This window comes from Pumilibacter intestinalis (assembly GCF_943193005.1).
Taxonomy (GTDB): Bacteria; Bacillota; Clostridia; order Christensenellales; family Pumilibacteraceae; genus Pumilibacter; species Pumilibacter intestinalis.
In genome coordinates this window covers 38,377-59,015 of the sequence record NZ_CALPCH010000005.1, presented here as the reverse complement: position 1 = coordinate 59,015, position 20,639 = coordinate 38,377, and the positions used below count along the sequence as shown (strand labels likewise).

Below are 20,639 nucleotides of genomic sequence, written 5' to 3'. Positions count from 1 at the left end.
AATTAAAATTGAATATTAAAATATGGGAAGCCGTAAGTCATTAAATGACCTGCGGCTTTTTTTGCATTTCCGAGATTAAAGAAAATCCGAATTTATATTAAAATTATTATAGTCTACGATAGGAGATAAACTTTATGCAATACAAAGAATGGTTAAACGAATGGCTTGAATGTTATGTTAAGCCGACAACGAAAAGCAAGACGTATATAAGATATTCGGAAATTGTACGCGGACATATTATTCCGAAAATCGGCAGTTATGAAATAGGCGAATTGACGCCACTCGTTTTGCAAAGATTCGTTACCGAATTATTAAGCGGCGGGAATTTGAAAACCGGAACGGGACTTTCGTCCAATTCGGTAAACGGAATTATTACCGTTATTCAAAATTCGCTAAAATCGGCATTTGCGATCGGGATTGTTCCCGAGTATAATGCGGATAAAATCAAACGTCCAAAAGTAAAAGAAAAGCAAGTCGTTTGCTTTACGAAGCAAGAACAGCGGCAGATTGAACAAGCGATATTAGACGGGTACAAAAGCAAATTATACGGTGTTATATTATGTCTTTATACGGGACTTCGAATAGGAGAATTGCTTGCGCTCGAATGGTCGGACGTGGATTTACAAAAAGGGATCATATCGGTAAATAAGACGCGACACGACGGAAAGGGGAATAGCGTGAATTCGCCCAAAACGGAGACTTCGCGCAGAATGATTCCCATACCCAAACAGTTGTTGCCGTTTATGAAGGAATGGAAAAAGAATAGCCTGTCGCGGTTTGTTGTATCGAATGGCGAAAAGTATATATCCGTGCGTGGGTATCAGAGAATGTTTGAAAGGCTTTTGAATCGGATTGGCATAGAGCATAAAGGTTTTCACGCTTTGCGCCATACATTTGCTACGCGGGCACTTGAGTGCGGAATGGACGTGAAAACGCTGTCGGAAATTCTCGGACATAAGAACGCGACGGTTACGTTAAACCGTTATGTACATAGTCTTGTTGAGCATAAACAAGAGATGATGAATGTGTTGGGTAAATTGATTTATGCAACGCAAAGTAAATCGAGAGTAACGATTGGCGAAATATAAAATGTGCGCCTAATAAAATAATAGGCGGTCGTTTTCTTGCCGTAACGACCGCCTAAAAGAACGTATTTGAACTTTATTGCAAAAATTTTTCCGTGAATGCCTATTATCTATTGATTTTTGAGTCATAATAAGGTATAATAATACCGTGAATGTGCGCCTATTATTTTATTAGGTGGATGTTTGCGAGTGTGTTTTGTACACCTATTATGAACCCGTGCGGAGCGTTCGTAGGCAAGGACTCGACGCAAAACGCGGCGGATATATCGGATATGCTTTCGTCCAAGACCTTGTGCGAAACGGCGAAGCATACCATTTTTATTTGATTATGATAGATTTATTCCCACACAACTTAACAGCCTACGAATCGGCGGTCGAAATGTTAGCCGAAACGGGCAAAGCGGCGATTATCCATCCCACGGGGTCGGGTAAGTCTTTTATTGCCTTTAAGTTGTGCGAGGATAACGAAGATAAGCGCGTACTGTGGCTTTCTCCGTCCGAATACATTTTCAAAACGCAAGTCGAAAATCTGAAAGCTGTGTCGAATGGCTATTGTCCGAATAATATTATATTCTATACCTATGCGAAACTCATGTATATGGGAGCAGACGAGATTGCCGAGATAAAACCCGATTATATCGTTCTCGACGAGTTTCATCGTTGCGGCGCAGAAGTGTGGGGAAAAGGCGTTCAGAATGTATTAAGCGCATATCCGAATATTCCCGTGCTCGGACTTTCGGCGACCAATATCCGCTATCTCGACAACCAACGCGATATGGCAGACGAGCTGTTTGACGGCAATATGGCGAGCGAAATGACGCTCGGCGAAGCAATCGTGCGCGGTATACTCAATCCACCTAAGTATGTGCTTTCGGTGTTCCAATATCAAAAGGATTTGGATAAGTACGCCTATCGTGTTCGCCACGCAAAAAACAAGGCGGTGCGCGACAGCGGCGAGAAATATCTCGAAGCGTTACGCAGAGCTTTGGATAAAGCGGACGGACTTCCCGAGATATTCAACAAGCATATCCCGAATCAAAACGGCAAGTATATCGTGTTTTGCGCGAACGTCGAGCATATGGACGAAATGGTGTCGCACGTGCAGGAGTGGTTCGGCGGCATAGACAGCGAGCTGCACGTTTACAAGGCGTATGCCGACGATCCCGAAACGAGCAAAGCGTTTGCCAATTTCAAGAAAGACGACAGCACTCACCTCAAATTGCTTTTCTGTATAGATATGCTCAATGAGGGCGTTCACGTCGAGGACGTAAGCGGCGTTATTTTGCTTCGTCCGACCGTATCGCCCATTATTTATAAGCAACAAATCGGACGCGCTCTGTCGGCAAGCAAAACGACGAATGCCGTTATTTTCGATGTTGTGATGAATATAGACAATTTGTATTCTATCGGCACAATTCAAGACGAAATGCAAGTTGTTATGACGTACTACCGCGAGCGCGGACTTGAAAGCGAGATAGTCAACAGCTCGTTTAAAGTTGTGGACGAGGTGCGCGACTGCATTGAACTGTTTGAAAAGCTCAACGATACGCTTGTCGCGTCGTGGGACTATATGTTCGCCGAGGCGAAAAAGTATTATGAACAACACGGCAATCTCGAAGCGCCGACAAAGTACAAGACCGAGCAAGGGTATTCGCTCGGGCATTGGCTTGCCACGCAGAGAAAAGTGCGGCGCGGCGAGCAGTTCGGAATACTCGGCGAGGATAGGATAGCAAAGCTCGATAGTATCGGCATGGTTTGGGATGGCTATAAAGACTTGTCTTGGAAGAAGAACTATGCTGCAGCGAAAGCGTATTATGCCGAATACGGCGATTTAAGAATTCCTGCCACATATACGACAGAAGCGGGTATCAAACTCGGCGCTTGGATAACGAATTTGCGCAATTATAGGAAAAACGGCGCACAAACCAATTATTTGACCGAAGAACGCATTGCCGCGCTTGACGAGATAGGCATGGTGTGGGATGTCCCGGATATGTTATGGGAGCGCAACTACGCCGCCGCGAGAGATTATTATGCAGAGCATGGCAATCTCGACGTGCCTATAAGTTATGTTACGAGCGATGGAATTAAGCTCGGAATCATACTTTGCAATCTTCGCAATGCCTATCGCGGAACCAATAAATCATATAAGCTCACGCAGGCGCAAATCGACGCATTAAACGAAATCGGCATAATATGGACGCCACGTTTCGACAGAGCGTGGGAGAAAGGATACGCTTATTTGCAAGCGTATTATGAGGAAAACGGTAATGCCGACGTACCGACGACGTATGTTACGAATGACGGATATAGGCTTGGCGCATGGGTATGCGACCAAAGAGAACGTGTTGACAAGATAACAGATGAGCGTAAAGCGCGGCTTGACAGTTTGGGGTTTGTTTGGAATAAAGAAAAGTCGTGGGATAAAGCGTTTGCCGTTGCGTTGGATTTTTATACAGAATACGGGCATTTGAATGTACCGTATTCGTATAGAGTAAACGGTATATGGCTCAACAAATGGCTCAATGAACAGAAACAGATTTATAACGGAAATCGCGGGACAAGAATGCTTGACCACGAACAGATTGTAAAACTCGAATCGATAGGAATATGTTGGGAACTCGGCAGTAAAAGAAGAATCGACGCGGCATGGGAAGAAATGTATGCGGAAGCCGAGAGGTTTTATGCCGAAAATAAGCATTTGAATATTCCGGGCGAGTATAGAACGGTAAGCGGGAAGAAATTGCAAATATGGATTACCCGTCAGCGAAAAGCATATAAAAGCGGCGAACTCACGCAAGTGCAGATACAAAAACTCGAAACGATCGGCATGGTTTGGCAGTTCGACGATCCGTGGGAAATCGGTTTTTCTCATGCGAAGGAGTATGCCGTTAAATATGGCGATTTGCTTTTGCCTATAAGTTATGTTTGCGACGATGGTTATAAACTCGGCAATTGGATTGCCAATCAACGAAACAATAAAGACAGCGATGATAAGTATAGACGGTTGAGTGTGGAACAGATTGAGCACCTTGATTCTATCGGTATGGTGTGGGATGTCGCTGAGTATGCTTGGACGAGAGGATATGAACAGGTATTGCGTTATTGGCAAGAAAACGGGCATATCCGTGTTCCGCGCGGAACGAGAATAAACGGTGTCGATTTGCAGTCTTGGGTTTGCGAGCAACGAAAGAGTTTTAAGAAAGGAAAACTTTCGCAAGAGAAGATTTTGAAGTTGGTTGCTATCGGCGTGATCGTTTTACCCGATGTGCGTATAGAAAACAGAAGCAGAAAGGCGGTGGCGAGCGTATGAATGAAAAACTATTGATTATCGGCGAGTGTACTGCCGAAATAAAAAAGTTACTATTGCAACTGTTTACGGCAGAAACAGAGAGTATTCAATGTTTTCCTACTGACAACGATTCGTTTATTTGTGTTGCGGAGGGACAAGCAGAAACACAAGAGCAATTAAAATCACTTGGCTACAAAACTGTTACGATAGCCTATACCAATGATCTTATAAATAAGATAATCGGCAACAGTGATTTAGAAAAGCACGGGTATAAATTTGAGGACGGTGTGTGATATGAATATTAAATTTTCGCCACCCGATATATCCGAAAAAGAAATAAAAGAGGTTGCCGAGGCCTTGAGTTCGGGTTGGATAACAACCGGACCGAGAGTAAAGAAACTCGAAAAAAAGATTGCGGAATATGTAGGAACGCCTAAGTGCGTTTGTCTTAATTCGCAAACGGCTTGTGCCGAAATGGCTTTGCGCGTCCTCGGGATCGGCGAAGGCGATGAGGTGATTACATCGGCATATACATACACCGCGTCGGCATCGGTTGTATGTCATGTCGGGGCAAAGCTCATCCTTGTGGATACACAAAAAGACAGTCTTGAACCGGATTATAAGGCATTGGAAAACGCGATTACCGATCGTACAAAAGCCATTATTCCTATTGATTTGGGTGGAGTGCCTTGCGACTACGACAAGATATTCGAGATTGTAAACCGCAAGAATAATCTGTTTGTGCCGAATAACGATATACAAAAAGCAATCGGCAGAGTTGCGGTTTTAGCAGACACCGCCCATGCTTTCGGCGCGGAATGGCACGGTAAAAAAGTGGGGAGTATTGCCGATTTCTCGTCTTTTAGTTTTCATGCTGTGAAAAATTTTACAACAGGCGAGGGCGGTGCGCTTACTTGGAAGCATATCGACGGCATTGACGACGAGGCTATTTATAAGCAACTGCAACTGCTGTCGCTTCACGGGCAGAATAAGGACGCGCTTGCAAAGACACAGCTCGGCGCGTGGGAGTACGACATTATCGGTACTTGGTATAAGTGCAATATGACCGACGTTGCGGCGGCAATGGGATTGGCGCAGTTCGAGCGTTATCCGCAAATGTTAAAGCGGCGGCGCGAAATTATCGAAAAATACGATAAAGCGTTTAAGCCGCTCGGCATAAAGGCTTTGCCGCATTATACGGACGAGCATACTTCGTCGGGGCATTTGTATATAACGCGAGTACCGAATATAACAGCCGAACAGCGCAGTGAAATCATCACTCTTATGGCGCAAAAGGGAATCGCTTGTAACGTGCATTATAAGCCATTGCCTATGCACACGGCATATAAGCAAATGGGGTTCGATATACGAAATTATCCGAATGCTTATGCGCAGTTTGCAAATGAAATCACTTTACCGCTACACACTTGTCTTACCGATGTGGAAGTGGATTATATCATCGAAAACTATTGCGAAATCGTTACCGAGTATTTGTATGCTGATTAAGAAATGGAAAAAAATTCCCGAAGAAATGAAGAATGACGCAGTATATCAATATTGGTTAATGCTTCGCAAAAAGAATTTTTCGTTGTTTTGGAAGCGCGTGTTTGACATTGTAGTGTCGTTATTGATGCTGATACTTTTGTCGCCGTTGTATTTGATTCTCGCGATAGCGATTAAGTGCGATTCGAAAGGACCCGTGTTTTATAGGCAAGAGAGAGTAACGCAGTACGGGTGCAGATTCCGTATTCATAAGTTCAGAACGATGTATGTGCATGATGAAACGGGCAATGACGTTACTGTAGCGAACGACGATAGAATAACAAGGCTTGGACGCAAAATCAGACACCTAAGATTGGATGAAACCGCACAAATTTTTGATGTATTCTTGGGTTCTATGACATTCGTAGGCACACGCCCGGAAGTGCCGAAATATGTGGAGCAGTATACCGACGAAATGAAAGCAACTTTACTGCTTCCCGCAGGGGTTACGAGTCTTGCAAGCATTAAGTATAAGGACGAAGATAAGTTGCTCGAAAATGCCGAAAACACCGATGAAACGTATGTAAACGAGGTGCTTCCCGGCAAGATGGAATATAACTTACGGGCTTTACGCAAATACGGCTTTTGGCGAGATATAGGCACAATGTTTCAAACCGTAGGTGCGGTGCTAAAGAGGTAGAGAATGTACGGAAAAGTTTCAATCATAATGCCCAATTATAATTGCGAAAAGTTTATCGAAGAAACGATAAGCTCTGTTTTGGCGCAAACTTATGAGAATTGGGAATTGTTGATAGTTGACGATTGTTCAACGGACAGTTCGGTGGAAATAATAAAGAATTACTGCAAAAATGACGATAGAATTAAGTTGTTTATCAATGAAAGAAACAGCGGTGCGGCGTCTTCCCGAAATTGGGCGTTGCGGGAAGCAACAGGTAAATGGATAGCATTTCTTGACAGTGATGATATATGGTTTCCCGAAAAACTTGAAAAACAACTCGCTTTTATGGTTGAAAATGGGTACAAATTTACGTTTACAAAATATAAGCAGATCGATGAACAATCTCAACCGTTAGGAAAGGTAGTTATAGGACCGCCAAAAATCTCAAAAAGGAAGATGAAGTATTGTTGTTGTTATTTGGGCTGTTTGACGGTTATGTATGATGCTGAAACGGTGGGGGTTATTCAAATCGATGAGTCTATTAGAAAACGCAATGACGATGCTATGTGGTTAAAAGTTCGTAAGTTTGCCGATGCATATTATCTTGACGAGTTGTTAGCGGCATATAGAGTTAGAAAAGGCTCTATCTCACATCAAGGCAAATGGAGTCTTGTGAAATATCATTATAAATTATATCGCATCGGGGATAACAGAAATCCGATAAGTGCGTTTTTTTGTATGATAAAAAATATCGCAAAAGTGTTCAAGAAAAAGAAGAAGTACGTAATAAACGAGGGAGTAAAATGATAAAAATAGCTGTCGCTGGAACGGGCTACGTGGGATTGGCAAATGCAATATTACTATCGCAACATAATGAAGTAGTAGCAGTTGATATTGTTCCCGAAAAAGTAGAAAAAATAAACAATAAGATTTCCCCAATTGCTGATAAAGAAATTGAGGAATATTTGACCGCAAAAAATTTGCATTTAACGGCAACTACCGATGCCGAGTCGGCTTATCGCGATGCCGAATTCGTCATTATAAGTACGCCTACAAATTATGATGACGAGAAAAACTATTTTGATACAAGTTCCGTAGAAAATGCTATAGAAACTGTGCTTGCCGTCAATCGCAATGCAACAATTGTAATTAAATCTACGATTCCCGTCGGCTATACGGAAAGTATAATCGCAAAATATAAATACAATAAAATCTTGTTTTCGCCCGAGTTTTTGAGAGAGGGAAAAGCTCTTTATGACAATTTGTATCCGTCGAGAATTATTGTGGGCAGTCCACAAGGCGTAGATGACATGAAAACACAAGCAGAGAAATTTTCACGACTATTACAGAAGGGTGCGATTAAACAAGAAATTCCCACATTGATTATGCAAGCGACCGAAGCCGAAGCTGTGAAGTTATTTGCTAATACCTATTTAGCGTTGCGCGTGTCTTACTTTAATGAATTGGACACCTATGCCGAAATTAAGGGGTTGGACACAAAATCAATTATTGAGGGCATAGGTTATGATCCACGAATAGGCAATTATTATAATAATCCATCTTTTGGTTATGGCGGTTATTGCTTGCCTAAAGATACCAAACAGCTTAGGGCGAATTATAAAGATGTGCCGGAGAATTTGATTAGTGCAATCGTTCAAGCAAACGAAACACGAAAAGATTTTATAGCAAGCGATATAATAAGATTTCTGGAAAGTAAAAAATCCGATAAACCCGTTGTTGGAATTTATAGACTTACAATGAAATCTGGTTCTGATAATTTTAGGCAGAGTGCCATACAAGGAATAATAGAAAGGTTGTTAAAGTGTAGCATAACGGTTTGTATTTATGAGCCAACGCTTTCATCGAGCGTTTATATGAATTGCAGTGTTATAAAAAATATTGATATTTTTAAGTCGGAGTCCACGATAATCGTTACCAATCGGTTTGAGAATCAGTTAAAAAATGTGGTAGGTAAGATTTATACTAGGGATATTTATAGTAGGGATTAAATATTGAAAACTCAATTATTATTTCCATCTAGAATAATTCTGTTATTCAAAAATAAAGTATTAAGTATAACTAAAAATGGAGTGAAGATTATAAGTGAAGGTATTGGTGTTGGCAACCGATTATCCGGATAATAACGGTAAAGTTTCTCTGATGTATATTCATACAAGAAATTTAGCTTATATTAAAAACGGGTATGAAGTGGTTGTTTTGAATTTTTCGGCAGAAGTCGGATATTTGAAAGACGGTATACGCGTAATAACTTTTCAAGAGTACAAGCAGAATATAGAGCCTGCCGATATTTTGTTGTGTCATGCTGCAAATTTGAGAAATCATTACAAGTTTTTAAAAAAATATCAAAAGTTATATGAGTCAATTGTGTTTTTCTATCATGGACACGAGGTTTTGAAAATCAATAAAGTATATTCCAAACCTTATTTCTATAAAAAGGAAAACGGATTTAAAGTTGTATTGAGAAATTGGTACGATTCTTTTAAGTTGCATGTTTGGCGAAAGTATTTGCCAAAAATTATGCATAAAAGTAAGTTGATATTCGTTTCGAACTGGATGAAAAATGAGTTTGAAAAATGGGTTTTTCCTTTGAAAGATTATTCAAACAGAGTATTTATTACGTATAATTGCGTTGGTAAAGAATTTGAGACATTACAGTTCGATTCGAAGAAAGATAAAGAATACGATTTTATAACTGTACGTTCGTTCTTAGACGGTTCGAAATATGCGGTAGACTTAGTAATTAAGATAGCTTCTAAATATCCACAGTACAAATTTTGCGTAATCGGTCGCGGAGAAATATTTAAGTATTTCGGTAAACCGGATAATATTACTTGGATTGATCGATATATGAGCCATGATGATATTTTGGCACAGTTGAATAATGCAAAGTTTGCTTTAATGCCGACCAGAACAGATGCGCAAGGTTTAATGGCTTGTGAAATGGCTACATTTGGAATGCCGCTAATAACCTCTACGATTCCGGTGTGTTATGAGATTTTTGATTCTTTCAAAAATGTTGCTTATATAGATAATGACAGTGAATTCGAGAATTTTGATCAACTGATTAATAATTTGTCTGCGGTAAAAGAAAAAAACACTAAATACTTTGAATGTAATACAATAGCAAACGAATTGCAAATTTTCGAGCGGGAGATACAGGAATGAAGAAAGTAATGTTAGTATTCGGGACTCGTCCGGAGGCAATAAAAATGTGTCCGCTTGTCAACGAATTAAAAAAAAGGGAAAATATAGAAACGGTAGTTTGTGTTACGGGACAACATAGACAAATGCTTGATCAAGTATTGCAGGCGTTTAATGTTATTCCCGATTATGACCTTAGTATAATGAAGGATAAGCAAACTTTGTTTGACATTACTACTAACATTATGAACTCAATAAAAACAGTTTTGGAAGAAGCCCAACCGGATGTTGTATTGGTGCATGGGGATACGTCCACAACTTTTGTAACTGCATTGGCGTGTTATTATTTACGGATTCCGGTCGGACATGTTGAAGCAGGATTGCGCACATATAACATATACAGCCCTTATCCAGAAGAATTTAATAGACAAGCGGTATCTATAATAAGCAGCTATAATTTTGCGCCTACGGAACTGTCCCGACAAAATCTTATTAGAGAGGGACATAAAGAAGAGAGTATATATGTGACCGGAAATACTGCTATTGATGCACTCAAAACTACAGTGCGAAAAGATTATGTTCATTCTGAATTGGAGTGGGCATCGGATAGTAGGCTTATTATGATTACGGCGCATAGACGTGAAAACTTGGGACAACCCATGCACAATATGTTTCGTGCGATTCGTAAAGTTATGGAAGAATATAGCGACACAAAAGCTATATACCCTATACACATGAATCCTGTTGTGCGCAAGGCTGCCGAAGAAGAATTGGGTGATTTTGACAGAATTCATATAATAGAACCATTGGATGTGTTGGATTTCCATAATTTCTTGGCTAAGTCATATTTGATTCTTACAGATAGCGGCGGCATACAAGAAGAAGCCCCGTCATTGGGCAAGCCGGTTTTGGTAATGCGAGATACTACCGAGCGTCCCGAGGGTATAGAAGCGGGTACATTAAAGTTAGTGGGGACAATGGAAGATGTTATTTATAATAATTTCAGCCGTCTTTTATCGGATGAACATGAATATCAAAAGATGGCGCATGCAAGTAATCCTTATGGAGATGGTTTAGCTTCTAAACGTATTGCTGATATTTTATCTCAAAAAGTGTGATAAGTTTACGATAAATTAAATTTATACTAATTTATTTGTTAATGTGAAAAGTAAGGTAACTATTACTAATAAATGATGATTTATTTTTGTTTGGTAATATGGCTTCTTATAATTGGAAAGATTTGTTTTCCTAATTATAGAAAATGTTATTCTAAAGCAACGCGTAAGAGTTTTATAGTGTTGTTCTTTTTTGCTTGTGCAATTTTAAGCGGTTTTAGGTGTTTGCATGTTGGAGTAGATACAATAAATTATAAACATCAATTTGACTTGGTTGCCGCCTCATCTTGGAGCGATATATTTAGTTCATTCTATTTTAATAGCATGGAAATCGGTTACGTGCTATTCATGAAATTATGTTCAACAATATTTAATAATTATATTATTTTTCAAGTAATAGAATCAGTTATTTTTTTGTGCCTATTTGGAAGATTTATTATAGATAGTACGAATCATGTGTTTTTAGCGTGTTGCGTGTTTTTGGGTATAGGTATTTTTTTGGATTTTATGAACGTAACTCGACAAGTGTTTGCTGTTGCTGTAGTAATCAATGGACTATGTGATTTAAGGAAAAAACACGCTATAAGAGCATTTATAGTGTTGATTATTGCAGTTACTATTCAAATTAGTTCAGCAGTATTTTTAATATCATACATCTTGTATTTTTTGAGAAATAAGAATTTAATAATGAAATTACTTCCATTGTGTAGCATATTTGTGCTCGTTTTTTCCGAATTATTTGTAAATATAGTAATCGCATTTTTTCCTAAATATGAGAATTATCTTATGAGAAATTCAATCAACCAGTCAGCGCATTTTATTATTTTGGTATGGTTGATTATTGTTTTTATGGCACTGTTGACCATTTATGGACGAAAGAAAGCGAATCCTTTTAGTAATGTAATTGCTTTATTTTGTATTTTTTACGTGATATGTAATTGTTTGGGATTTAAATATAATTATTTTGAGAGAGTTGGTTTGTATTTTGTTCCGTTTGTTTTATTGCTCTTGCCAGAATTTGTAGCAAGAATAAAAAATAAACGATTAAAGGACGCTATAAACTTTTGTATGGTCTTTGGATTTACTATGCTTTTTTTAATTAGTTCAACTGGTTCAAAGCAATATCAGAATTACCATTTATTAGGTGGAGATGATTTATGAGTTTAGTATCTATAATAGTTCCTATATACAATGTTGAAAGGTATATTAATGATTGTGTTAAAAGCCTACTAAAGCAAACTTACAATAATATTGAGATTATATTGGTAGATGATGGATCTACTGATATGTCGGGTATGATATGTGACAACTTAAAATCGAACGATAATAGGATTAAAGTAATTCACAAACGGAATGGGGGCTTATCTGATGCGCGGAATGAAGGGATAAACATTGCATCTGGCAAGTATTTAACATTTATTGATAGTGATGATGTGGTTGAAATTGACTTTGTGGAATATTTATATAATCTTTTAATCGAAAATGATGCTGAAATGTCGGTGTGTCATTATAGAAAAATAGATGAGCAAGGAAACATTATAAGCGAGACTATAAAAGATAATGATGAGCTTGTAATAGGAAATAATTCTTGCATGGAGAAGTTTTTTAAAGGCAATGATATAGGTACCGTAGCGTGGGGCAAGCTCTATAAAACAGAATTGTTTAGAAAAATAAGATATCCCGTGGGTAAATATCATGAGGATGTATTTACGACTTATAAAGTTGTTGCTCTATGCGACAAAATAGCAATCGGGGCAAAGGCGAAATATTTATATCGACTAAGGCATAACAGTATTGTGAATCAAGAATTTTCTCTTAAACACTTGGATGCAGTGGAGGCTAATATTGAACGATCGCAATTTATACTTGCGACATATCCAAAATTGTATGATTACGCTTGTGCTGGAATAATATATGCCGCAAATCAATGTGTGATGAAATTGATACAAACCAAAAAAAATTATCCAATACAAGTGTCATATTTAAAATGTCAATATAAAAATTATAGTAAATATTATCTCAAAATAACCCACAGTAAATTAAAAAAATTATTTGTAAGATTTGCTAAACTAAATCTTTCACTATTCATAAAGATATGTAAACCATTTAGAGGCTTTTTAAATGAATATAAAGGTAGATAATATATTTGTAGACTATTTTGATACAATAGCTTTCCGAAACATTCATCCGGATAAAACAAAAGAACTGTGGGCGCAAAGAATGGCGCGTGCAGTTGACTATTCTGTATTGCCCGACCAACTTTTGAAATATCGTTTATCGTCCGAAAAAATGCTGGCGATGTGGGTAGAAAACGGGCAGTATTCATATAATGAGTTAATGCAGTCTATATATAACAAGATAGAAAGACATACGCACGGCTACGCAATCACTAAAGATGAATTTATAAATATTGCAAAAAATATTGAGGAAGAAATTGAATGTGAAAGTCAGTATCCGAATATAAAAATCATTGATTTTTTGCGACAAGCAAAATTATCCGGTAAGCGCGTATATCTTGTGTCGGATTTTTATTTGGGTAAGGATTCATATAGTAAATTTTTTGAAAAACTTGGTATTAATGATTTATTCGATAAAATCTATATTTCGTGTGATTGCAAAGCAAGCAAAGCAAACGGTTCATTATATCGGTTTATTATGGAGCAAGAAACAATTGCTGCATATGACATAATTATGATAGGCGACACAAAAAGCTCCGATTATCTTGTCCCCAAACAAATGGGCATATCAGTAAAATACATTCCGAATAAACAACAAAAGAAAATGTATAAAAATCAAGTTAAGCAGAGCAATAAAAAAAGAGCAATACGAATTTCCAATAAGAGATCTTCGTGGAGCAACTACTCTTACTCGTTATATTTGTTCTGCGATAGATTATATGTAGAGTGTAAGCAAAAGAATGTAAATAAACTCTTTTTTTTGGCGAGGGAAGGCAAATTTTTAAAATTACTTTTTGACCGATATTTACAAACTAAGAAGGATGGTATTTCGACCGCATATTTATATGTTTCGCGTAATTCTACATTTATAGCTTCTATGCAAGATTTGAGTGCAGAAACTTTTGATGTGCTCTTTCGACAATATAATAAGTTTTCCATTAGATCATTTTTGAAAGCGTTATGCTTTACCGATAGCGAAATTGAGACTATATCTTGCGATAATAAAGATGAAATAATAATAGATTTTCAAAAGAGTTCGACTTTTGAAAAATTGAAATCCGATGATACATTCTGTGATATATATGACAGGAAACGAATGGAGCAGAAAAACAATTTTATTAAGCATTTGAAAAATGTCGGGTATAGTGAAGGAGATAATATAAATATAGTTGATGTTGGTTGGAAAGGCTCAATGCAAGACAACATACACAGAATAATGGGACATGGTATATCAATAAACGGTTATTATTTGGGGCTTGTCGGACAAGGAAATTTATCATCCGATAACGATAAAATAGGGTTACTGTTCGATTGGGCAACAAACCGTTCGATTGCTCATTCAGACGTTTATTTATATGAATATATTTTGTATGAGATGATTTTATCGGCGGATCACGGAAAGACAATAGGGTATGACGATAACGGACAACCTATCATTAAAGACGATGAAGATGTGCAGGCTTATAAGCGGTATGTGGGTAAAATTCAAAATGGCATATTAAAGAAATTTAGCGAAATATGCAAGCTATATGACGGCGATATTTTGATAAATAACGATATTAACATATTTGAAAAAATTCATTTGAGGCTTTTCAAACACATGTCGTTTAATGAAATAAACACATGGTATAATTTGTTGGTGTTACACCGTGATAGCTTTTTGGGCTTGAATTGTAATGAGTATTCACGAATTTCTTTTTTAATAAAGAAGAAAGTTAAACCTTATATAAGATTGAAACAATACGTGTTGCGGAGTATATGATAATGAAAAAACGAATGTTGATTTGCCATTGGAATATGGTAATAGGCGGAATAGAGACTGCGCTTATTAATATGTTAAAGCGCATCGATCCCAATCAATTTGAAGTTGATTTGTTATTGGAAGAAAAGCGAGGAGATTTTCTTGAATTTATTCCTGCTTATGTAAATGTGTTTGATAGTGCTTCTATAGGCTTATTGCACGGTAGCACCAAAAAAGCGTTATTACATGAGCTTAAACGCTTTAGATTTATTTCTGCCGCAAAGGTATTGTACTATTGGGAAAAAAGAGATTTGCGTCGATTTGATTGTTTTTATCGAAAGGCTAAACATATGCAATATGATATTGCAATTAGTTATAGTATGCATTCTCTCGGATTGTTGAGATTTGTCAACGATTACGTCGAAGCTCCGATAAAATTGGTCTTTTTGCATGGAGAACCGACTCGTGATAAAACTGATTCTTGTAAATTCTTGATGTTGGACAGGGAAAAATGCTTATATAATTATGATGGTATTTTTGGAGTTTCAAACGGAATTACAGAGAAATTTACATCATTATATCCTCAGTATGCGGATAAATGCCAAACGATATACAATTTTATGGATGTTGAGCGATATTATGAAAGAGCAGACGAGTTCCATTGTGTAGAAATGACACCCGAAAATGTAAATATCCTTTCGGTTGGAAGATTTGCTCAAGAAAAGAATTTTTTAATTATACCATATGTGTGTGAAGAATTAAATCGTAAAGGAATAAATTACAAGTGGTTTATTATCGGTGACGGTAGCGAACGTGAACAAGCGCAAGCAGAAATAGCTAAGAGAGGATTACAGAATAGATTATATTTGTTGGGAGCTAAAAAAAATCCATATCCATACTATAAAGCTTGTGATTTATATTGTCAGACCTCTAAGTCGGAGGCTTATTGTACGACTGTAAATGAAGCGCGCATCTTTAATAAACCGATTGTATCGACCATGTTTCCTGGGATAACCGAGCAACTTGCTGATGGACAAGGGGGAATTATAGTAGAAATCACCCCTCGGGCTATTGCCGAAGGCATTATTAAAATCATTGAGATGAGTGAGCTTGATAAGCAAAATATGCTAAAAAAATCGGCTTACCCTAACGCGCTTGAAGAAAACGCGGGAAATAAATTTTTTGAAATTATAGGGCAGAAAACTAATTAAATGGATAAAAAACGCGGCATACTTAACGTATCGATTTCAATAATATTCAAACTTGTCATTCTAGTAGTGAGTATTGTGACAAGAAGATTTTTGATACGTTATGTCGGTAACGAGGCAAACGGATTAGACTCACTATACACAAGCATAGTGGGGGTTTTATCGATTGCCGAATTGGGTATAGGTACGGCAATCGTTTTTTGTATGTACAAGCCCATAGTAGAAGGCGATTCGGACAAGGTGTCGGCGCTTTACGGATTATTCAAAAGAGTATATCTCATCATCGGCGGAATTATTGCTGTCTGCGGTTGCCTTGTTATGCCGTTGCTTCCGTACCTTGCAAAAGATTATCAAGCTATGGACGTCAATTTGTATTTGACGTTCGGACTAATGCTGATATCGGTTGTGCTTACTTATGCGTTCAGTGCAAAAATATCGCTAATCAATGCTTATAAAAACAACTATATCACTACAACAATCAATTCCGGCGGGCAACTGTTGCAATATGGATTGCAAATCATTGTTCTATTGTGCACGCAGTCGTTTGTATGGTATCTTGTCTGCCGCATCATTGCGGTTGCCGTACAGTGGGGTGTGACGGAAGTAGTTGCACACATCAAATATAAAACCGTTATCAAGAATAAGCGCGCCATAGACTCCGACACGAAAAAGGAAGTCACCAAAAACGTCAAAGCTATGTTTATGCATAAAATCGGCGGTGTGCTCGTCAATACCGCCGACAGTATCATCATATCTGCGTTTATCGGTGTCGTAATACTCGGAAAATACACTAATTATACCGTGATAATGACGGCGATGACGGGAACGATCACTTTATTTTTTACGCCGCTGACCTCGGTTATCGGACACATGTGTGTGGAAGAAAATAAGGAGCAAATACAAAAATATTATAATTTCTTTTATACATTTAATTATATTCTCGGTTTGATTTTCTTTTTGGGATATTATTCGGTAATAGACAATCTTGTCACGATATGTTTTGGTGGAAATTTGGAAATGGCAAAATCGATATCCCTTGTCATTACCGTAAATTATTTTATACAGTTCATGCGGCAATCAACACTGCTTTTCAAAGACGCAACCGGTATGTTCTATTATGATAGGTGGAAACCGTTAATAGAAGGAGTGTTAAATATAGGGCTGTCAATAGGTTTTGTATATTTGTTTGAATATCTTTGGGGTGCGGAGTTCGCTGTTGTCGGTGTAATTGCCGCTACAGTAGTTACAAATTTGACGATTTGTCATATAGTGGAGCCGTATGTATTATATAAACATGCATTACAAACGAGCGTCAAGCCATATTATATTCGCAATTATCTGTATATCGCAGTGTTTATTGGATTATTGTTTGCATTGCATTTTTCAATGATACAAGATGATAATCAATGGTTGGAGTTGTTTTCCAACGGGGGCATTTCGCTCGCGTATTCTTTGACGGTATCGGCAGTAGTTGTCCTTATAAATAAAGATTTTCGTCATTATGCCAAGAATTTCTTACTACGACTTAAACGGCATAAAGATAAGAAACTGCAGACCGTTGTTGACACGAGTGGAGTGGGTGCAGAGCAGACATTTGAAGATGTGAATATATCGAATGAGAATAGTATTATCAATGAAGATGCAAACAGTGATGTGGTTGTCGAAAAAGATAGTCTTGTCGTTAAAAATTCAGATGATAACAACAAAACTTAATGGGTAAGTTATAAGTTCAATAAGTTACATTTGCTCTTGAGATAATCAGGAGCAAATTTTTTATCCGAAACTAAATTAGGTGAGAGCGTCATTGCTTGATTAAGCGACAGGTTTATGGTATAATTTCCTTATGCAAAAGGGCTATAGAATAATCTCCGTTGAGGCGGCGGATATATACAAACACGAACAAGAAAACGGCGTTGCTGTCGGGTACAAGTTGCCTGATATAAAAAGCGACGCCTATTTTTGGTTATTCAAAAACAAATTGGATTATTCGTTGGATAGCATTGAGCTCGAAAAGGTGTATACTCGAATTTGCCGTAAGAAGTTTGCCTTTGTGGACGAACATAATAATAGCTATACCCTCGCCGTTGTCAATGTGAAGTTTAATTATACATATAAGCCGGAGAACGGCAAACCTATAAAAGTCAAACAACTGCGAAAATACTTTTATACCAACGGTTTTAACGTGAACGGTATTCACTATGTCAGATATAAGCGTAGTGCGGGAAGTTCGCGCGAAGGCACTTGCTTATTCATAGACGAGCGGTTATATAAACACATGACGAAATGGAGCGAGTGCGGGCTGAAACCGAAAAGCGATCTGGCTTCGTGGGAATCGTATAGAGCTTTGTCGCTTTCTTCCATTAAAGGCATAATAAACATTCCTCTCAACGGTATCCTTTTCGTTCCTGACTATAAAAGCATATTTACAGATGAAGTTGTTTCCGTAGAAATGCAGGACGGTAAATTGACCGCTCAAACGAAACAAACGCAAATCTGTAACGACATTTGGGACGGAGAAAGCCTTTTAGATGAGAGCTTGTTCGTAGGTAATTACGCGGATAAGCATATGCTACTTTTGCGAAATAAGTTTTTCAAATCGTGCGCCTTTAAGACAAAACTTCAAAAATGGATGCGCGTCAAAAACATTACTCTCGCCGATCTAAAAGCGCGTGGCTTTATCACGCTTGCAATGGACATAAGTCAAATTGTAATGGTAACAACGCCTAACAGCCTAAAATATCTTAAATTTGTTGGCGCGCTTAACGAAAAGAATTTTCGCCAATGGGCAGAGAGCGTAAACAGCACATTCGGCGTAGTCAAATGGGATAAACGTACAAGATATTTCGGCGGAAGATTAGTACAGAGCAGTTATCAACTGTTGAATACTCTTGGATTAAACGAACAACAAGCCGAACAGCTACTGCAACCGAGCATAAACTATATTTCTCTTATTCGTAAAGATATAGATTTTATGCGCTATCATTTCACCGATGCTTTTGCAAGGGAAAAGGATGAGGAATCGGAGAATCTCAACGGACTTGCCGAACGTGCCGACGTTATTTTTACTTTGATGCATAAGTGCCCGCATTTTGACGAAACCGAGCTGTATGCCAACTTCCGTGACGACGTGGTCGGGAGCTTAAAAGAAAGATTAAGGCGCGGACATATTCTTTTGAATGGCACGAACGCTACTCTGTTTGGTAACGGCGCGGAGCTGTTAAAATATATTGCGGGCGAAGAAATTACAAGCGAATTAAAGCACGGACAGATTCGCTGTGAAAGATTCGAGAACGGCACAAAGCTATTGTGCGCTCGTTCGCCGCATATAACTATGGGAAACATCTATCTCGTTGAAAACAATCTCGACGGAGATATTTGGAATTACTTTGATTTGGGAGAGAACATTGTCTGCGTAAACGCTATAAACGAAAACATACAGCAACGGCTAAACGGTTGTGACTACGATTCAGATACAATGCTCATTACGGACGATAAGTTGTTAGTTGAAGCGGCGGAGAAGTATAATGACTTTTTCAAAGTTCCCGTTTGTAGTATAGCGTCTGTAGGCGAAGCGAGTAACGCGCTTTCGGAACTCGACCACAAGACAAGCGAAAATAAAATCGGCGAAATCGTTAATTTATCGCAAAAGCTCAACAGCCTTATTTGGGATAAACTCAATAATGGTGCAAGTGTGCCAGATATACTTCCTATCTATGAGGACGTTTGTAAGCTTGCCGTTCTTTCGGGATTGGAAATAGACAAAGCCAAACGCGCCTACGACAATGTGAATGTCGGTACGGAGCTTAATGCCCTACGTAAAAAGTACAACGATCCCGCGCCTATATTCTTTCGGGAGATAGACGAAAATGCGAAAGACAAGCAATATGCTTTTTACAATACCGCGATGGATTACATATACAAGCTCGTAAATAAAGTGCAGTTTCGCAAAGGAAGAGAGCAATTCAATTTAACGATTCCTATTTCTATGAGCTTGTCATATAATATTGCTTCTGGTAACGCAACGGAATATAGACACAAGGATAGGATTGTCGAGATAATCGATGAGTATAAAGCAAGCATAAATCAGCTGTATATGGCGCTTCGCTCTGCGGACGAGCACGAACGTGAAGTTATATACGAAAGGATTTTCAATGAGAAAACGGAGCGAGATAAACAAGTTTCCAAATGGTTGACAAATGAGAACGTGTTTATTCTTGTGCTGCGGCATTACGAAAAGAACAGCGCTTCCGATTGGCATATATATGCAGCGCTTATAAATCACCCTATGTTTTCGGATCTTCTTACCGAACTATACGATAGATTTATTATCAAGGTAGTGGAAGATCCCAATGGCGAGTATTCTCTATACGGTCAAAAATTTGCAAAAAAGTTCTGAAAAATGAGAATGAGCTGATACGAAAGTGGTACTATTTGTGCCACAACCTGCGGCAATAACTACGTTAAATTACCTAAAACGGCTCAATTTAGGTTGAATTAAGGCTATTTTACAGAAAAAACTGTGGCAATTTGGTACACATAAATAATTCTCTAATCGGCGTAATAGGACGCGAACGAACAGAACGCGAATACGGCTCGACTGTGAACAACGGTCGGGCTTTTATATTGCTTGAACAAAGCATATAGCAAATAGATTTTCAAGGAGGAACAAGCAAACAAAAAACAAGGCGTAGCCGTAAG

15 protein-coding genes are annotated in these 20,639 nt (G+C 38.3%); all 15 read left to right on the top strand.

Features of this window, described 5'->3' with window-relative positions; all coding sequences use genetic code 11:
* Positions 1 to 134 precede the first annotated feature (134 nt).
* Entirely contained in the window at positions 135 to 1,088 is a 954-nt protein-coding gene (locus tag NFR55_RS03630; RefSeq protein ID WP_251546327.1) for a tyrosine-type recombinase/integrase, read from the top strand.
* A gap of 325 nt (positions 1,089 to 1,413) precedes the next feature.
* Positions 1,414 to 4,398: a Helicase associated domain protein gene (locus NFR55_RS03625; RefSeq protein WP_275556904.1), complete on the top strand. Its 2,985-nt coding sequence runs from the start codon at positions 1,414 to 1,416 to the stop codon at positions 4,396 to 4,398.
* Positions 4,395 to 4,670, top strand: coding sequence for a hypothetical protein (locus tag NFR55_RS03620; RefSeq protein ID WP_251546323.1), 276 nt, complete (start codon positions 4,395 to 4,397; stop codon positions 4,668 to 4,670). The genes NFR55_RS03625 and NFR55_RS03620 overlap by 4 nt, the downstream gene beginning before the upstream one ends.
* A 1-nt stretch (position 4,671) precedes the next feature.
* Entirely contained in the window at positions 4,672 to 5,883 is a 1,212-nt protein-coding gene (locus NFR55_RS03615) for a DegT/DnrJ/EryC1/StrS family aminotransferase (RefSeq protein ID WP_251546320.1), read from the top strand.
* Positions 5,873 to 6,559: a sugar transferase gene (locus NFR55_RS03610; protein ID WP_476748510.1), complete on the top strand. Its 687-nt coding sequence runs from the start codon at positions 5,873 to 5,875 to the stop codon at positions 6,557 to 6,559. The genes NFR55_RS03615 and NFR55_RS03610 overlap by 11 nt, the downstream gene beginning before the upstream one ends.
* A gap of 3 nt (positions 6,560 to 6,562) precedes the next feature.
* On the top strand, positions 6,563 to 7,345 hold the full coding sequence (locus NFR55_RS03605; protein ID WP_251546318.1) for a glycosyltransferase family 2 protein: 783 nt from the start codon (positions 6,563 to 6,565) through the stop codon (positions 7,343 to 7,345).
* The gene (locus tag NFR55_RS03600) at positions 7,345 to 8,547 is read left to right on the top strand and encodes a nucleotide sugar dehydrogenase (RefSeq protein ID WP_251546483.1); all 1,203 of its coding nucleotides are present in this window, start codon (positions 7,345 to 7,347) and stop codon (positions 8,545 to 8,547) included. The genes NFR55_RS03605 and NFR55_RS03600 overlap by 1 nt, the downstream gene beginning before the upstream one ends.
* A 94-nt stretch (positions 8,548 to 8,641) precedes the next feature.
* Positions 8,642 to 9,724 carry a glycosyltransferase family 4 protein gene (locus tag NFR55_RS03595; protein WP_251546316.1) on the top strand — a complete coding sequence of 361 codons (1,083 nt, stop codon included), beginning with the start codon at positions 8,642 to 8,644 and terminating at the stop codon, positions 9,722 to 9,724.
* Positions 9,721 to 10,818 carry a non-hydrolyzing UDP-N-acetylglucosamine 2-epimerase gene (gene wecB / locus NFR55_RS03590; RefSeq protein ID WP_251546314.1) on the top strand — a complete coding sequence of 366 codons (1,098 nt, stop codon included), beginning with the start codon at positions 9,721 to 9,723 and terminating at the stop codon, positions 10,816 to 10,818. Before NFR55_RS03595 ends, wecB begins: the two co-directional genes overlap by 4 nt.
* 90 nt (positions 10,819 to 10,908) lie before the next feature.
* Positions 10,909 to 11,976 carry an EpsG family protein gene (locus NFR55_RS03585; RefSeq protein ID WP_251546312.1) on the top strand — a complete coding sequence of 356 codons (1,068 nt, stop codon included), beginning with the start codon at positions 10,909 to 10,911 and terminating at the stop codon, positions 11,974 to 11,976.
* Positions 11,973 to 12,956: a glycosyltransferase family 2 protein gene (locus NFR55_RS03580; protein WP_251546310.1), complete on the top strand. Its 984-nt coding sequence runs from the start codon at positions 11,973 to 11,975 to the stop codon at positions 12,954 to 12,956. Before NFR55_RS03585 ends, NFR55_RS03580 begins: the two co-directional genes overlap by 4 nt.
* Positions 12,937 to 14,754, top strand: coding sequence for an HAD hydrolase-like protein (locus NFR55_RS03575; protein ID WP_251546308.1), 1,818 nt, complete (start codon positions 12,937 to 12,939; stop codon positions 14,752 to 14,754). The genes NFR55_RS03580 and NFR55_RS03575 overlap by 20 nt, the downstream gene beginning before the upstream one ends.
* Positions 14,755 to 14,756: 2 nt before the next feature.
* Positions 14,757 to 15,944: a glycosyltransferase gene (locus NFR55_RS03570; protein ID WP_251546306.1), complete on the top strand. Its 1,188-nt coding sequence runs from the start codon at positions 14,757 to 14,759 to the stop codon at positions 15,942 to 15,944.
* A complete protein-coding gene (locus NFR55_RS03565) occupies positions 15,945 to 17,654 on the top strand; it encodes a lipopolysaccharide biosynthesis protein (RefSeq protein ID WP_251546304.1) in 1,710 nt (569 codons plus the stop codon). It begins immediately after the preceding gene.
* 130 nt (positions 17,655 to 17,784) lie between these two features.
* Positions 17,785 to 20,337 (top strand): hypothetical protein, encoded by a 2,553-nt coding sequence (locus NFR55_RS03560; RefSeq protein WP_251546302.1) that lies wholly within the window; start codon positions 17,785 to 17,787, stop codon positions 20,335 to 20,337.
* The last annotated feature ends 302 nt before the right edge of the window (positions 20,338 to 20,639 follow it).

Bases quoted from the DNA above. Each gene is read 5' to 3' on its own strand.
- NFR55_RS03620 (WP_251546323.1), top strand. From the start codon at position 4,395: ATGAATGAAAAACTATTGATTATCGGCGAGTGTACTGCCGAAATAAAA.
- NFR55_RS03565 (WP_251546304.1), top strand. From the start codon at position 15,945: ATGGATAAAAAACGCGGCATACTTAACGTATCGATTTCAATAATATTC.
- NFR55_RS03630 (WP_251546327.1), top strand. From the start codon at position 135: ATGCAATACAAAGAATGGTTAAACGAATGGCTTGAATGTTATGTTAAG.
- NFR55_RS03580 (WP_251546310.1), top strand. From the start codon at position 11,973: ATGAGTTTAGTATCTATAATAGTTCCTATATACAATGTTGAAAGGTAT.
- wecB (WP_251546314.1), top strand. From the start codon at position 9,721: ATGAAGAAAGTAATGTTAGTATTCGGGACTCGTCCGGAGGCAATAAAA.
- NFR55_RS03570 (WP_251546306.1), top strand. From the start codon at position 14,757: ATGAAAAAACGAATGTTGATTTGCCATTGGAATATGGTAATAGGCGGA.
- NFR55_RS03610 (WP_476748510.1), top strand. From the start codon at position 5,873: ATGCTGATTAAGAAATGGAAAAAAATTCCCGAAGAAATGAAGAATGAC.
- NFR55_RS03605 (WP_251546318.1), top strand. From the start codon at position 6,563: ATGTACGGAAAAGTTTCAATCATAATGCCCAATTATAATTGCGAAAAG.
- NFR55_RS03575 (WP_251546308.1), top strand. From the start codon at position 12,937: ATGAATATAAAGGTAGATAATATATTTGTAGACTATTTTGATACAATA.
- NFR55_RS03560 (WP_251546302.1), top strand. From the start codon at position 17,785: ATGCAAAAGGGCTATAGAATAATCTCCGTTGAGGCGGCGGATATATAC.
- NFR55_RS03625 (WP_275556904.1), top strand. From the start codon at position 1,414: ATGATAGATTTATTCCCACACAACTTAACAGCCTACGAATCGGCGGTC.
- NFR55_RS03615 (WP_251546320.1), top strand. From the start codon at position 4,672: ATGAATATTAAATTTTCGCCACCCGATATATCCGAAAAAGAAATAAAA.